Origin of the sequence: Agrobacterium albertimagni AOL15 (assembly GCF_000300855.1) — a bacterium.
Classification (GTDB): domain Bacteria; phylum Pseudomonadota; class Alphaproteobacteria; order Rhizobiales; family Rhizobiaceae; genus Allorhizobium; species Allorhizobium albertimagni.
The window spans coordinates 203,413-217,829 of record NZ_ALJF01000002.1 but is presented as its reverse complement, the minus strand read 5'-3'; the positions used below and the strand labels follow the sequence as shown (position 1 = coordinate 217,829).

The following is a 14,417-nucleotide window of genomic DNA, read 5'->3' as shown; positions in this document are numbered from 1 at the left end:
TGCATCAGCCCCGATTGCGGAATGCCAAACGCATCTGCTTTTCGATTTCCACGAGAGCAAAGAACACGGCACCGATCCCGACGATCAGCAACCCGTCCTGCAGGGGAACGCTCTGCGTCCCGAACAGGGATTGCATGAAGGGCAGATAGGTGACCGCAAACTGGGCAGCGGTGACCGAGATTACGCAGATCCAGACGACCTTGGTCCCGCGCACGGCCTGCCACGTGAGCGATGTGCCGTAGATATTGCGGATGAAGAAGACATTGAAGATTTCCATGACAACCAGGGTGTTCATCGCCATCGTGCGCGCGAGTTCGATCGGATAGCCCTTGTCCAGCGCGTAGAGAAATATTCCGAAAACCGCAGCGGCAAAGAGCACTGAGACGAGCAGGACATTCCAGATCAGGTCGGCGGTCAGCAGGGGCTCGTCCCGGCGGCGCGGCGGCCGTCGCATGGTGCCCTCTTCAGATGGCTCGAAGGCAAGCGCCAATCCGAGCGTGATCGCCGTTACCAGGTTGACCCAGAGGATCTGGACGGCCGTGACCGGGAGTGCCAGGCCGGCAAATAGTGCGATGATGATGGTCGCTGCCTCGCCGGCATTTGTCGGCAGGGTCCAGCTGATCACTTTCTTGATGTTGTCATAGACGGTACGGCCCTCGCGCACGGCGGCGGCAATGGAGGCGAAGTTGTCGTCCGCCAGAACCAGCTCTGCGGCTTCCTTTGCCGCTTCGCTGCCCTTCACGCCCATCGCGATCCCGGCATCGGCCCGCTTGAGGGCCGGCGCATCGTTGACACCGTCACCGGTCATCGCGACGGTCAGGCCCTGGGACTGGAGTGCGGTCACCAGCCGCAACTTGTGAGCCGGCGAGGTTCGAGCAAAGATGTCGGTCTCGGCAGCGGCAAGCGATAGCGTGGCATCGTCCATCCGGTCGAGATCCGCTCCGGTGAGCACCCGGTCGGTGTTCTTCAACCCGATCATTCCAGCGATCGCCCGGGCCGTCGCGGCATGGTCGCCGGTGATCATCTTCACCCGAATGCCCGCTTGATAGCAGTCGGCGACCGCGACAATCGCTTCCGGACGGGGCGGATCGATCAGACCCACCAGGCCGATCAGCGTCAGCGTGCCGGGAAGGTCGGCCTGGACGAGATGGGCCCCGCCGCTTGGGGGAGCGCCGACGGCAACAGCGAGCACACGTTGCCCTTCAGCGGCAAGGACCTCGACCATGTTTTCCCAGTAGGGAGCGTCGAGTTGTGCCGACGAACCATCCGGCATGCGCTGGGTGGCGCAAAGCTCGAGAACGGCCTCTGGCGCACCCTTCACGTGGACATGCCTTTTGTTTTCATCATCGACATGAAGGACGGCCATGTAGCGATGAGCGGCATCGAAGGGGATGGCGTCGATCCGCCGCCAGCCTGCGGTGAAGGGATCGCTACCGCCGCCGGTGATCTTGCCCGCCAGCGCCATAAGGGCCCCTTCCATGGGGTCGCCTTCCACCCGCCAGGCTCCATTCGCGGAATGCAGCACGGCATCGTTGCAGAGCCCCGCGGCGCGCGCGAATTCGGAGAGGACGGCGTGGTCCTGCGGGTCGACGTCGGCGTCGTTCCATCGGACGGCGCCTTCCGGTGCATAGCCTTCTCCATCAACGGCATAGACATGGCGCGCAGCCACGAGGCTTGCCACGACCATTTCGTTGCGCGTCAGCGTACCCGTCTTGTCCGTGCAGATCACGGACACCGAGCCCAGCGTCTCGATCGCCGGCAGCCGTCGAACGATCGCATTGCGTCCGGCCATCGCCTGGACACCAACGGCAAGTGTGATCGTCATGACCGCTGGGAGACCTTCCGGGATCGCTGCGACGGCGAGACCGACAATGGTCATGAACAGTTCATCGAACGGCAGATGCCCGACAACCAGCCCGTAGGCGAGGAGCATGCCAGAAATGATGAGGATGAAGAGGGTCAGCCAGCGTGCGAAGACATCCATTTGCCGAACGAGCGGCGTCGAGAGCGACTCGACGGCCTCAAGCATCCCGCTGATCTTGCCGATTTCCGTTGCCATGCCGGTTGCAACCACGACACCCTTGCCCGTCCCCGCGGCAACCAGTGTTCCGCTGAACAGCATGGAACTGCGATCACCGAGAACGGCATCGGCAGAGACGGCGTCTTGGGTCTTGTCGACAGGCACCGATTCACCCGTCAGGGCCGCCTCCTCGACCTTCAGGCTCCGTGCTTCCAGCAGTCGCAGATCGGCGGGAACGCGATCTCCAGCCTCGACCAGCACGATGTCGCCGGGCACGAGATCGGCGGCGTCGACGGACGTCCGGCGGCCGTCGCGCAGCACTGCGGCGTGCGGCGCCAGCATGACCCTGATCGAATTCATCGCATCTTCGGCACGGCCTTCCTGCAGGTAACCTACGACGGCATTGCCGAAGACGACGGCGAGGATCACGCCCGTATCGATCCAATGCTGCATGAATCCTGTGACCGCTGCGGAAGCCAGCAGGACGTAAATCAAGACATTATGGAACTGCGACAGGAAGCGGACGACGGGGCTGCGCTTCGGCGCGGCAGGCAGACGATTGGCGCCATGCACCTCCAGCCTCCTTTTGGCCTCCTCTGTCCCAAGCCCAGAAACATTAGTGTCCATCGCATGGAGCACATCCTGCGGCGGCAAGGCATGTGGCTTCAAATCTTCGGTTCTGTCGGTCATCCCAGTCCTCTGCGCATTTCCATTTGAATCAGGCCGGCTGAAAAATGGCCTCGGCAGCCCTTGCGGGCACTGCATCGCTGCAGTCGGCGGGAGAATGTCGTCCTGATGGGCCTGTCGCCTTGATCTATGACAATTTTGAAGGACGCCGGCCGCGGCTTCGTGGCTCGAAGCGCCCTTCGACGAGAACCAACCGGGAGGTGTGGAAGCACAGGCTCAGGCAAGCCTTGCATCTTAAAAGCAGGTCGTCCTGCGCGATGTCCTGAGACCCGCCGGGCAAGACTTTGTGCCGGAAAGTGTTGAAAAGGTTGAGACGCATTGCCTCGATCGGCTGCATGCCAACCGGCGGAACACTTTTGAGCACATTCGTTTCAGAACAAGAGGCCGATAGCGATGACGTCGATTTCCCTGCTCAGCCCAGCCCAGATCCGGGCGCTTCCCAATTCGACGGTTAGCTCGTGGTCAGACGACGAAATCAGCCAGCTTTCGAACACGCAGGTCAGCGCACTGACGTCGTCGCAGATTTCTGCGTTGCAGACGGAAGCCGTCGCAGGCCTGTCGACGTCGCAGTTGAGGGCGATCGCGCCCCGTTCGATCACCGGCCTGACGCTGGACCAGATCACCGCCCTATCGACCGAAGACGTTTCAAGTCTGGTCGTCTCACAGATCGCGGCGATGTCAGCAAGCCAGCTTGGCGGCCTGTCTTCCGAGCAGTCGGAAGCCTTGACACCGGCACAGGTCGCCCGATTGACCGCAACGCAATTGAGCGCCTTCAGCGCTGAAGATCTCGCGACGTTTTCGCCGGAAGATATCGCCGCAATCAACACGGCTGCCTTGCGAGGACAAACTCCCGAAAGACTGGCGGGCCTGAGCACCACCCAGATCGCGGCCTTGAAGCCGAACCAGATCGCAACGCTCACGCCCACCCAGATCGCAGCGCTCACGCCCGAACAGGTCGGTGTCTTCTCGAACCAGCAGATGGCAGCCCTGAGTGCAACCCAGGTTGCCGCTCTGACGGCCGACCAGCTTGGCGCTCTCTCCACGACGCAAGTCGCAGCCATTTCGCCGCGCGCAATCGTCGGCCTCTCGACCACCCAGATTGCAACGCTTGGGAATGAAAAGGTCGGCGCGCTCACCGCCGCGCAGATGGCAACGCTGACCTCGAAGCAACTGCCGGCCTTCACCACCGAACAAGTGGCCAACTTCTCGATGAGCCAGATTGCGGCGATCAATCCGCGTGCCATGTCCGGTCTCTCAGCCGACCAGATCGCGGCTTTGTCACCGCAACAGATGGCGAGCCTCACCGGTGCGCAGATCGCAGCCCTGACCCGCACACAGATGGCGGCCTTCAGCGGGGATCAGTTGTCGGCACTCACCGCAACCCAGATCAGAGCGCTGAGCGCGACGCAGATCGCGGCCATACCGCCAGCGACAGTCGCAGGCTTTGGCCCAACCCAGATCGCAGCGCTCACACCGAAGGCCGTCGCCGGACTGAATGCCGAGCAACTCGCGGCCATGAGCGTCGATCAGCTCAAGGGGCTCAGCACCTCTCAGGTCGCGGCCATGACGGCAACCCAGGTCGGAAACTTGTCGAGCGATCAGATCGCCGGCCTTTCGAACGCTCAGATCGGCGCAATGAGTGCCTCTGCCGTCACGGGCCTCACACCGTCGCAGATCTCCGCGCTCACTCCCGGTCAGATCGGGGCAATGTCGAGCACGCAGATCTCGGCCCTGAAGACCACACAGGTCGCGGCCTTCACCGCAGACCAGATCACGGGGTTGACCCCGACACAGATCCGCGGACTGACCGGCCCACAGATCGCCGCCATGTCCGAGAACTTCGTCACGGGTTTCTCCGAGGAACAGATCGCGGCCTTGAGCGCGCGCGCCATCGCCGGCCTGACGGCCGATCAGATCGGCGCACTGTCGATGGATCAACTGGATGCATTGAGCACCACCCAGATCGGCGCGCTGAATGCCACTCAGATCGCAGCCATGCCGCAAGAGGCCATCGCGGCGATGAGCCCGGCGAAGATTGCGGCGATCAGCGCGAAGGCGATCACCGGTTTGACGTCGGAGAATCTGGCATCGCTTGCGCCGAACCAGATTGCAGCCTTGACCACCACCCAGATCAGAGGCCTCAAGGCCGACCAGATCTCCGGCCTGACGGCGTTCCAGACCGAAGCGATGACCAACAGTCAGATCAGCGCATTGTCGGCGGCGCAGCTGTCGGCTCTGTCGGTCAACGCGGTAAATGCGTGGTCGCCCTCCCAGATCGGCGCCATCTCTTCTGCTTCGATCAGTGGACTGACCACCGATCAGCTGACTGCTCTGAATGACAATCAGATCGACAGCCTGACCGCCGCACAGATTGCGAGGATGAACGGGGCGCAGATCGGTGCGCTGTCCGAGCAGCAGCTGGCGGCGTTCCTTCCGGCCGAGATCGCGGCTATTTCTCCGAGCGCCATCTCATCCATATCGCCCGACAAGATTGATGGGCTGAGCCTCGAGCAGATCGCAAGGCTGACCACGGCCCAGATCGCCGCGATGAAGAGCGAACAGCTCGTGGCCTTCACGCCCACGCAGCTGGCCTCGCTGAGCTCCAGCCAGTTGCAGGCGGTAACCTCCGCCCAGATCGCAGCGCTCTCTCCGAGCAATATCGCATCGCTGTCACGAGAGCAGATTGCCAGCCTCTCTGCACGCAGCATTGCGTCTTTGAGCACGGAACAGATCGCCGCCATGTCCGCGGATCAGATCGATGCCATGACGGCCACCCAGATCGCGGGCCTCACGGCAAGCCAGCTCGACGCGATGCGCAAGGCTGATATCCTGGCTTTCCTGCCGGCCGAGATTGCAGCGATCAATGCGAGCGCCCTGAGCAGCCTCGATGCCGAGACCATTGCGGCACTCAGCATTGACCAGGTCGCCGCCATGACCCCGGCACAGCTGGGCGCCCTGAACGCCGACCAGGTCGCAGCGTTTACACCAACCCAGCTCGATGCCATGAGCGCAAAACAGTTGGCAGGCTTTGGCGCATCGCAAGTGACGTCGCTGACCACGGCAGCCTTGGGCGCGCTGACCCCGGAACAGATCGCAGGCTTCAGCACGGCTGCGATTGCCGCACTCTCGACGACACAGATCGCAGCCCTGTCGACAAACCAGATCGAAGCCCTGACCACCGCACAGATGGGCGCATTGACGGCCGCACAAGTGGCCGCCCTGACGCCGACCCAGCTGAGCAACCTGCCCACGGCAAAGCTGGCGGCAATCAGCCCAACCGGCATTGCTGGGTTGACCACCCAGCAGATCGCCGGCCTGGGCTCTGACCAGATCAGCGCCTTGACGGCCGCGCAGATCGCAGCGCTCACCCCGGCACAGGTTGGCGCAATGACGCCACAGCAGGTCACGCTCCTGTCCAACACCCAGATCGGAGCCTTGGGCGCCACCCAGGTCGCCGCCTTGTCGAACGACGCCCTGGCCACGTTGACAAGCGAAAAGATCGCGGCGCTGACGACCAAGGCGATCCCTGGCCTGACGGCGACCCAGATCGCCTCCATGTCGACCACGCAGATCGACAGTCTGAGCCAGACCCAGATTGCTGCTCTCACCTCGACGCAGATCGGCGCACTTTCGTCGGCCCAGTTGGCAACCTTCTCGAACGCCGAACTCGCCGCGATCGCCCCTGCAGCAATTCCCGGACTGTCGGCCGGAAACATCGCTGGCCTGAGCCAGGAGCAGATCGGCGTCCTCACAGCCGCCCAAGTCGGCGCCTTGACCTTCGATCAATTGAACGCCCTGCGTCCGGATCAGCTTGGCGTCATGACCCCGACCCAGATCGGAGCCCTGACCGCGACCCAGCTCGCATCACTGTCGGCAGGGACCATTTCCGGTCTGTCCGCAACCCAGGTCGCGGCCATTTCGACCAAGGCCATCCCCGGCTTGAGCACGGCCCAGATCGCGACGCTGACCCCAAGCCAGATCGATGCGATGACATCGGCGCAGTTCGGTGCCCTGAGTGCGACCCAGCTGTCGGCCTTCAGCCCTGCAGCGCTCGAAACGCTGACCTCTGCCGACATTGCGGCTCTCTCGCCGACCGCAGTCGGCGGCCTGTCGCCGGTGATCTTCGCCACGCTGCAACCAGAGCAGATTGCGGCAATGACGACCGGTCAGGTGGCGGCACTCTCCTACCATCAGCTTCGAGCCATGACCCAGGATCAGGTCGGCGCCATGACGACGGCACAGATCGGCGCGATGAACGCCGTGCAGCTGGCAACGCTCGGAACGGACAGGGTCGGCTGGCTGACGACGGATCAGGTCTCGGCCATCGATCCCAAGGCCATTGGCGGTTTGAGCGTGACCCAGGTCAGCGGCCTTACGGCAGCCCAGGCGGAGGCTTTGACCCCGGCACAAGTCGCGGGGCTGAGTTCGGCGCAATTGACGGCTCTTGGTGCAAACAACCTGAGGACCTTCTCGACCGAAGACCTCGCAGCGATCAGCCAGCAGGCGATCCCAGGCCTGACAGTCAGCCAGATCTCCAACATGACCTCCGCACAGCTGCAGGCGATCACGGCGACACAGTCCAACTTCCTGAGCCCGGACCAGATCGCCGCGGTTCTCGCAGCCTATCAGGCGGCTTGATGACAAAGACCCTGAGGTCGGCCAGCGGCCGGCCTCAACTCAGTTCCGAATGGTGAACTGCACCCGATCTGCCGGGAAACGCGTGACCGCAAACTGGATCGGGCATCCGGCCGGATCCGTATTCACGGCCCGGGTGACGAGCACGATGGCGCCTGGCGTCAACTCGAGATGCGCGACGTCATCCGGCTCTGCGTGGACGGCCGAGATCTCGGTGACCTCACGCACATAGTCATCGACACCACAGTGCGAGAGCGCCCGTGTGATCGAACCCGTCTCGGCAAATGCCGTGTCGATTCCGGCAAACCGCTCAGCTGGAAACCACATAGTCGAACGGGAGACAGCGCGGCCGTCGGCTTTTCGCATCCCATCCAGTCGCAAGACCTCGGCACCGGGTGTCAGCTTCAGTCGTTCCACGAGATCGGACGTGGCGACTTCCCGAGACGCAGAAAGAAGTATGCCGGTGACGTCGCGCGCCTGACCGCCGATACCCTCGGTAAATCGAGTACGCCTCCCGATCGGAAAATCAAACTTGTCGCGCTGGGTAATCATCGTGCCGCGCCCCTGGGCCGCGCGCACAATGCCCTCCTGCGCAAGCGCCGCAAGCGCGGCACGCACGGTATGCCGGTTCACCCCGAACTCTTCGGCAAGCGCCGTCTCCGCTGGAACCATGCCGGTCCCATCGTAGAGACCTGCGAGAATATTGGCGCGGATCCGATCGGAAATCTGGCGCCAGAGGGCGACCCCCTTCTGTCTCTGCATCACGGAAATACCGGCTCCTTGTCACAAGCTTGTCACGACCGCAGGTTACTCATACAGTAACTTGTATGGTTGTCTATATTACTAGACATTTCGAGGACTGACAATGGAAAAATCCACGGAAATCGATCCCGGTGCACAGGCCGCCAGAAAGCGGATCGTCGATCTGCTTGCGCGGGCGACGCCCGCCGAACTCGAAGACGCAATGTCCGCCTTCGACCCAGCACCGGCTTGCACCGCCCTGCGCGGCCCCGAGACCGGGCTCGTGATGGTCAAGGGACGTATCGGCGGCGGCGGTGCGCCCTTCAATCTTGGCGAGGCCACGGTCAGTCGCGCAAGCATCCGCCTCTCGGATGGCCGGATCGGCCATGGCTATCGGCTCGGAACCGACCGTAAGGCAGCACAGCTTTCAGCCGTGCTCGACGCGCTGGCGCAGGACGAAGCCGGCCGAGCCTTGGCTGAAACGCGCCTCCTGGCACCGCTCGAAGCACGCCTCGCGGTGGAAGCTAAGAAGCTCGAGACCGAAACGGCGGCCACGAAGGTCGATTTCTTCACCATGGTTCGCGGAGAAGACTGATGCTGGATGTAACTTCAAGTCTGGACGGTGGCTTCCCGGATGCCGTCACCGATGCCCAGAGCGTTTTTCGTTCGGTGATGGACGCCATGGCGCGTCCCGGTAGCATCGGTGATGTCGATGTCGACGTCACGCCACCCGCACCGCTCGGCATTGCGGCAGGCGCACTTTTGCTCACGCTCTGCGACCACGACACGCCGATCTGGCTGACGCCCGCACTCACAAAATCCGCCCTACCCGGTTGGATCGGCTTCCACACCGGCGCCAGCCTGACCTCCACGAAGACGGATGCCAAATTCGCTTTTGTCGAAGCAGGCGCCCCGGTCCCGTCGCTGACACAATTTGCACTGGGAACCCAGGAATACCCGGACCGTTCGACAACGCTGGTCGTGGAAGTCGCCGCGCTCGAGGGCGGCCAGTCTCTGCAGCTGTCAGGCCCGGGCATTCGCGACACCGCCATGATCGCCCCGAAGGGTCTGCCCGAAACCTTCCTGCGCCAATGGACCGACAATCGTGCCCTGTTCCCGCGCGGTGTCGACCTCGTGCTGACTGCGGGTCGCCGATTCATCGCGCTGCCGCGCACGACCAAGATCCGCGAGAGGGAGGCCTGAGCCATGTATGTTGCCGTCAAGGGTGGCGAGAAAGCCATCGCCAACGCCCACAAACTGCTTGCCGACCGCCGCCGCGGTGATCGGTCTCTTCCTTCCGTGACGATTGACCAGATCGTCGCCCAGCTCGGCCTCGCTGTGGACCGTGTCATGGCCGAAGCCTCGCTTTACGATTGCGCGCTTGCAGCCCTCGCCCTGAAGCAATCGCGCGGCGACATGATCGAGGCGATCTTCCTGCTGCGCGCCTACCGCACTACGCTGCCGCGCTTCGGCACGTCCCGGCCAATCGAAACGGCCGAGATGCGAGTCGAGCGCCGAGTCTCCGCCACCTACAAGGATCTGCCCGGCGGACAGCTGCTGGGGCCCACCTTCGACTATACCCACCGCCTGCTCGATCCCTCGCTGCTCGATGACGAGACGGTGGATATGGGCGAGCAGCGCGAGGAAGGTCTCGATCCGGTCATGCGGGTCTCTGACATCCTCGACTGCGAAGGCCTGATCGAGCCGGATGGCGAGATGCCCGAGGATCACGTCGCCGGCGACATCACCCGCGAGCCGATGGAATTTCCGATGCCCCGCGATCTGCGTCTCCAGACGCTCGCCCGTGGCGACGAAGGCTTCCTGCTGGCGCTCGGCTATTCGACCCAGCGCGGCTATGGCCGCACCCATCCCTTCGTCGGCGAAATCCGCATGGGGCTGGTTGAGGTCGAATTCGACGTGCCGGAACTCGGCTTCGCCGTCTCGCTCGGCGAAATCCGCGTCACCGAATGCCAGATGGTCAACCAGTTCAAGGGTTCGGCCAAGGCTCCGCCGCAATTCACCCGCGGCTATGGCCTCGTCTTCGGTCAAAGCGAACGAAAGGCCATGTCGATGTCGCTCGTCGACCGGGCGCTCCGAACCGAAGAATTCGGTGAGGATGTCGTCGCCCCCGCACAGGACGAGGAATTCGTCATCTCCCATTGCGACAACGTCCAGGCGACCGGCTTCGTCGAACACCTGAAGCTGCCGCACTACGTCGACTTCCAGGCCGAACTGGATCTCGTCCGCCGCATGCGGGCGAAGCACGATGCCGCCAAGACAGATCCGACCGACCTGAAGGAGGCCGCAGAATGAGCGCGCCGGCAATGGAACTTGCGACCTATAACTTCGCCTATCTGGACGAGCAGACCAAGCGCATGATCCGCCGGGCGATCCTCAAGGCGATCGCCATTCCCGGATACCAGGTACCCTTTGCAAGCCGTGAAATGCCGATGCCCTATGGCTGGGGCACCGGCGGCGTGCAGGTGACAGCCTCGATCATTGGCCGCGACGACACTCTGAAGGTCATCGACCAGGGCGCCGACGACACGACCAACGCCGTCTCCATCCGCGCCTTCTTCCAGAAGGTTGCGGAGGTCGCGGTGACGACGAAGACGAGCGACGCGACGATCATCCAGACGCGCCACCGCATCCCGGAGGAAAAGCTGAAGGAAGGCCAGGTGCTGGTCTACCAGGTGCCGATCCCGGAACCCTTGCGCTTCCTCGAGCCGCGCGAGACCGAGACCCGCAAGATGCATGCGCTGGAGGAATACGGCCTCATGCATGTGAAGCTCTACGAAGACATCGCCAGGCACGGCCGCATCGCCACCACCTATGCCTATCCGGTGAAGGTCGAGGGCCGCTACGTGATGGACCCCTCGCCGACGCCGAAGTTCGACAACCCCAAGATGCACATGTCGGAAGCCCTTCAGCTCTTCGGCGCCGGCCGTGAAAAACGCATCTATGCGGTCCCGCCCTTCACTGAAGTCGTCAGCCTCGACTTCGAGGATCACCCCTTCGAGATCCAGACCTTCGACAAGCCCTGCGCGCTCTGCGGTGCCCACAATGTCTATCTCGACGAGGTCGTGCTCGATGACAAGGGCGGCCGGATGTTCGTCTGCTCGGATACCGACCATTGCGAGACGCGCCAGGCCGATGGCCATGTCGGCGAAATGCGCGCCCAGAACAAGGAGGCCGCCGAATGAGCGATCAGCCACTTCTGAAAGTTCGCAACCTCTCCAAGTTCTACGGCAACCGCATTGGCTGCTCGAACGTCTCCTTCGATCTCTGGCCGGGAGAAGTGCTCGCCATCGTCGGCGAAAGCGGCTCGGGCAAGACGACGCTTCTGAACTGCCTCTCGACCCGGCTGATGCCGACGACCGGCAGCGTCGATTACCACATGCGCGACGGCCAATACCGCGAGCTCTATCACATGGGTGAAGCCGAGCGACGCTTCCTGATGCGCACCGACTGGGGCTTCGTGCACCAGAACCCGGCCGATGGCCTGCGCATGACGGTATCCGCCGGCGCCAATGTCGGTGAGCGCCTGATGGCGGTCGGCGACCGGCACTATGGCCGCATCCGTCAGACAGCGAGCGAATGGCTGGAGCGCGTCGAGATCTCGACCGATCGCATCGACGACCAGCCGCGCGACTTCTCCGGCGGCATGCGCCAGCGCCTGCAGATCGCCCGCAATCTCGTCACCGGCCCCCGCCTTGTCTTCATGGATGAGCCGACCGGCGGCCTTGACGTCTCGGTCCAGGCCCGTCTCCTCGATCTCGTCCGTGGCCTCGTCAACGACCTCGGCCTGTCCGCCATCGTCGTCACGCATGATCTCGCCGTCGCCCGCCTGCTCTCGCACCGAATGATGGTGATGAAGGACGGTCATGTCATTGAACACGGCCTGACCGATCGCGTTCTCGACGATCCGCGCGAACCCTACACCCAGCTGCTCGTCTCCTCGATCCTCCAGGTCTGAGATCTAGGTCTGACGGACGTCGCGAAAGGAAAAGATCATGCCGACCCCGCTCATCGTTTCGGAAGTCGCCAAAAGCTTCATCATGCATCTGCGCGGCGGGCTCGTCCTGCCGGTCATCTCCAACGTCTCTTTCTCGGTGGCAGCTGGGGAATGCGTCGTGCTCGGCGGCCCTTCAGGCATTGGCAAGAGCTCGATCCTCAAGATGCTCTACGGCAACTACGCCGTTGATCAGGGACAGATCCTGGTCAATCACGGCGGTCGCATCGTCGATATCGCCAGCGCCGATCCGCGCACGGTGCTTGAAGTCCGCCGTGGCACGCTGGGTTACGTCAGCCAGTTCCTGCGCACCGTGCCGCGCGTCTCGACTCTCGACGTCGTCGCGGAACCGCTTGTTGCGCGCGGTATATCTGTAAACGAAGCTCGCGAACGCGCGAGCGAACTCCTGAGCCGGCTAAACTTGCCGCGCGATCTCTGGCAGCTGCCACCCTCGACCTTCTCCGGCGGCGAGCAGCAGCGCGTCAACATCGCACGCGGTTTCATCACCGATCATGCAGTGCTCTTGCTGGACGAGCCCACTGCTTCGCTCGATGCCACGAACCGCGCAGTGGTTGTCTCGATGATCCGCGCCAAAAAGGAAGCGGGCGTAGCACTGTTGGGCATCTTCCATGACGAGGAAGTCCGCGAAGCCGTCGCCGACCGGATCCTCGACGTGATAACGTTCTCGCCGCGAAAGGTCGCAGCGTGACGAAGAAACTCGGAATCACGCCTCTGGTCCACGAGACGGCACGGGTCGTCAATTCGACGCTTGGCCGCTACACGGAAGTCGCCGATCGCTGCCGTCTCGATGAAGTCGAGCTGGGCGACTATTCCTACATCATGCAGGATGGCTCTGTCTGGTGCGCGACGATCGGCAAATTTGCCAACATCGCAGCCGCCGTCCGCATCAACGCGACCAACCATCCGACCTGGCGCCCGACGCTGCACCACTTCACCTATCGCGCGGCGGACTATTTCGACGGTGCCGAGAACGACCACGACTTCTTCGCCTGGCGTCGCGACAATCGCGTCGTGATCGGCCATGACGTCTGGATCGGCCATGGCGCCACCGTCCTCCCCGGCGTAACCGTCGGCGACGGTGCGGTGATCGGCGCCGGCGCCGTCGTCTCCCGCAACGTCGAGCCCTACACGATCGTCGGCGGCGTGCCGGCCAAACGCATTCGCGAGCGATTTCCACGTCCGGTGGCAGAGCGCATGCAGGCACTCGCCTGGTGGGATTGGGATCACGACCGGCTCTTCGCAGCCCTCGACGATTTTCGTCACCTGGACGCAGAAGAATTCGTCCAGAAATACGCCTAAGCCAAATAACTTCAAAGGCTTGGATGATTTAACAAATCCGACACAAAACTGACATTGGCGCTTCACGGGTCCCCGCTAATGCATGTCCAGCACCGCAATCAATGACGGCGAAGGAAAGACGATGCGCTTCAGGCTGGACAACCTCACTCGCCAGTTCGGGACCAACAAGGCCGTGGATTCCGTGACCCTGGAAATCCCCGCGGGCCAGATGGTCGGCGTCATCGGTCGCTCGGGCGCCGGCAAGTCGACGCTTCTGCGCATGATCAACCGTCTGGTCGACCCGACCTCGGGCAGCATCCGCTTCGGTGACCTCGAGGTCTCCAATCTGCACGGCACGGCGCTGCGCAACTGGCAGCGTGACTGCGCCATGATCTTCCAGCAGTTCAACCTGGTCCCACGCCTCGACGTACTGACCAACGTTCTGCTCGGCCGCCTGAACCATCGCTCGACAGCCCTTTCGATCCTCAACGTCTTCTCTCGCGAAGAGCGCCTGATGGCGATCGCCGCCCTCGAGCGCCTCGGCATCGAGCAGACAGCGCTGCAGGCAGCCGGAACGCTTTCCGGTGGCCAGCAGCAGCGCGTCGCGATTGCCCGTGCCCTGATGCAGTCCCCGAAGATGATCCTCGCCGACGAGCCGATCGCCTCGCTCGATCCCCTGAACGCCAAGATCGTCATGGACGCGCTGCGCGACATCAACGAGCGCGAAGGCATCACCGTCATAACCAACCTGCACACGCTCGATACGGCCCGCAATTACTGCGAGCGCATCATCGGCATGGCGCGTGGTCGTGTGGTCTTTGACGGCACCCCGGCCGAACTGACGGCGGAAGCCGTGCACGAGATCTACGGCGCCGATCAGTATGGCGCAGGCATCGATGAAACGATGACCTCGACGAGCATCACCATTGCGCATCAGGACAATGAACAGCGCAAGATTCAATCCGCTGGCCTGCGCCCTCTCGCCGTTGCCGAGGCCTGAGCCACGAAGATCGCTGGCCCTGC

General features: G+C 63.1%; 11 protein-coding genes. 9 read left to right on the top strand and 2 right to left on the bottom strand.

Annotated elements, in window-relative coordinates:
• Positions 1–4 precede the first annotated feature (4 nt).
• Positions 5–2,710, bottom strand: a complete 2,706-nt coding sequence (locus QWE_RS01850; RefSeq protein ID WP_006724361.1) for a cation-transporting P-type ATPase — start codon at positions 2,708–2,710, stop codon at positions 5–7.
• A gap of 390 nt (positions 2,711–3,100) precedes the next feature.
• Here QWE_RS01850 and QWE_RS01845 point away from each other — a divergent pair, with 390 nt between their 5' ends.
• Complete coding sequence (locus QWE_RS01845; protein WP_006724360.1) at positions 3,101–7,345, top strand: beta strand repeat-containing protein; 4,245 nt, start codon at positions 3,101–3,103, stop codon at positions 7,343–7,345.
• 39 nt (positions 7,346–7,384) lie between these two features.
• On the opposite strand, the gene phnF is transcribed toward QWE_RS01845, so the two are convergent.
• Entirely contained in the window at positions 7,385–8,104 is a 720-nt protein-coding gene (phnF, locus tag QWE_RS01840; RefSeq protein WP_006724359.1) for a phosphonate metabolism transcriptional regulator PhnF, read from the bottom strand.
• A gap of 103 nt (positions 8,105–8,207) precedes the next feature.
• Between phnF and phnG the strand changes: the two genes are divergently transcribed.
• The 8 genes from phnG to phnC all read left to right on the top strand — a co-directional run bounded on the left by phnG (position 8,208) and on the right by phnC (position 14,394).
• Complete coding sequence (gene phnG / locus QWE_RS01835) at positions 8,208–8,678, top strand: phosphonate C-P lyase system protein PhnG (RefSeq protein ID WP_006724358.1); 471 nt, start codon at positions 8,208–8,210, stop codon at positions 8,676–8,678.
• The gene (gene phnH, locus QWE_RS01830; protein WP_006724357.1) at positions 8,678–9,286 is read left to right on the top strand and encodes a phosphonate C-P lyase system protein PhnH; all 609 of its coding nucleotides are present in this window, start codon (positions 8,678–8,680) and stop codon (positions 9,284–9,286) included. The genes phnG and phnH overlap by 1 nt, the downstream gene beginning before the upstream one ends.
• A gap of 3 nt (positions 9,287–9,289) precedes the next feature.
• Positions 9,290–10,396 carry a carbon-phosphorus lyase complex subunit gene (locus QWE_RS01825; RefSeq protein ID WP_006724356.1) on the top strand — a complete coding sequence of 369 codons (1,107 nt, stop codon included), beginning with the start codon at positions 9,290–9,292 and terminating at the stop codon, positions 10,394–10,396.
• Positions 10,397–10,407: 11 nt separating this feature from the next.
• Positions 10,408–11,286 (top strand): alpha-D-ribose 1-methylphosphonate 5-phosphate C-P-lyase PhnJ, encoded by an 879-nt coding sequence (locus QWE_RS01820; RefSeq protein ID WP_006724355.1) that lies wholly within the window; start codon positions 10,408–10,410, stop codon positions 11,284–11,286.
• Positions 11,283–12,059: a phosphonate C-P lyase system protein PhnK gene (gene phnK, locus QWE_RS01815; protein WP_006724354.1), complete on the top strand. Its 777-nt coding sequence runs from the start codon at positions 11,283–11,285 to the stop codon at positions 12,057–12,059. Before QWE_RS01820 ends, phnK begins: the two co-directional genes overlap by 4 nt.
• A 37-nt stretch (positions 12,060–12,096) precedes the next feature.
• A complete protein-coding gene (gene phnL, locus QWE_RS01810; protein ID WP_006724353.1) occupies positions 12,097–12,804 on the top strand; it encodes a phosphonate C-P lyase system protein PhnL in 708 nt (235 codons plus the stop codon).
• Positions 12,801–13,415, top strand: coding sequence for a DapH/DapD/GlmU-related protein (locus tag QWE_RS01805; protein ID WP_006724352.1), 615 nt, complete (start codon positions 12,801–12,803; stop codon positions 13,413–13,415). Before phnL ends, QWE_RS01805 begins: the two co-directional genes overlap by 4 nt.
• A gap of 121 nt (positions 13,416–13,536) precedes the next feature.
• Complete coding sequence (gene phnC, locus QWE_RS01800; protein ID WP_006724351.1) at positions 13,537–14,394, top strand: phosphonate ABC transporter ATP-binding protein; 858 nt, start codon at positions 13,537–13,539, stop codon at positions 14,392–14,394.
• Positions 14,395–14,417 lie beyond the last annotated feature (23 nt).

Excerpts from the sequence above, each read along its gene's own strand:
- phnG (WP_006724358.1), top strand. The coding sequence starts at position 8,208 with ATGGAAAAATCCACGGAAATCGATCCCGGTGCACAGGCCGCCAGAAAG.
- QWE_RS01825 (WP_006724356.1), top strand. The coding sequence starts at position 9,290 with ATGTATGTTGCCGTCAAGGGTGGCGAGAAAGCCATCGCCAACGCCCAC.
- QWE_RS01845 (WP_006724360.1), top strand. The coding sequence starts at position 3,101 with ATGACGTCGATTTCCCTGCTCAGCCCAGCCCAGATCCGGGCGCTTCCC.
- phnC (WP_006724351.1), top strand. The coding sequence starts at position 13,537 with ATGCGCTTCAGGCTGGACAACCTCACTCGCCAGTTCGGGACCAACAAG.
- phnK (WP_006724354.1), top strand. The coding sequence starts at position 11,283 with ATGAGCGATCAGCCACTTCTGAAAGTTCGCAACCTCTCCAAGTTCTAC.
- phnH (WP_006724357.1), top strand. The coding sequence starts at position 8,678 with ATGCTGGATGTAACTTCAAGTCTGGACGGTGGCTTCCCGGATGCCGTC.
- phnF (WP_006724359.1), bottom strand. The coding sequence starts at position 8,104 with ATGCAGAGACAGAAGGGGGTCGCCCTCTGGCGCCAGATTTCCGATCGG.
- QWE_RS01820 (WP_006724355.1), top strand. The coding sequence starts at position 10,408 with ATGGAACTTGCGACCTATAACTTCGCCTATCTGGACGAGCAGACCAAG.
- QWE_RS01850 (WP_006724361.1), bottom strand. The coding sequence starts at position 2,710 with ATGACCGACAGAACCGAAGATTTGAAGCCACATGCCTTGCCGCCGCAG.
- phnL (WP_006724353.1), top strand. The coding sequence starts at position 12,097 with ATGCCGACCCCGCTCATCGTTTCGGAAGTCGCCAAAAGCTTCATCATG.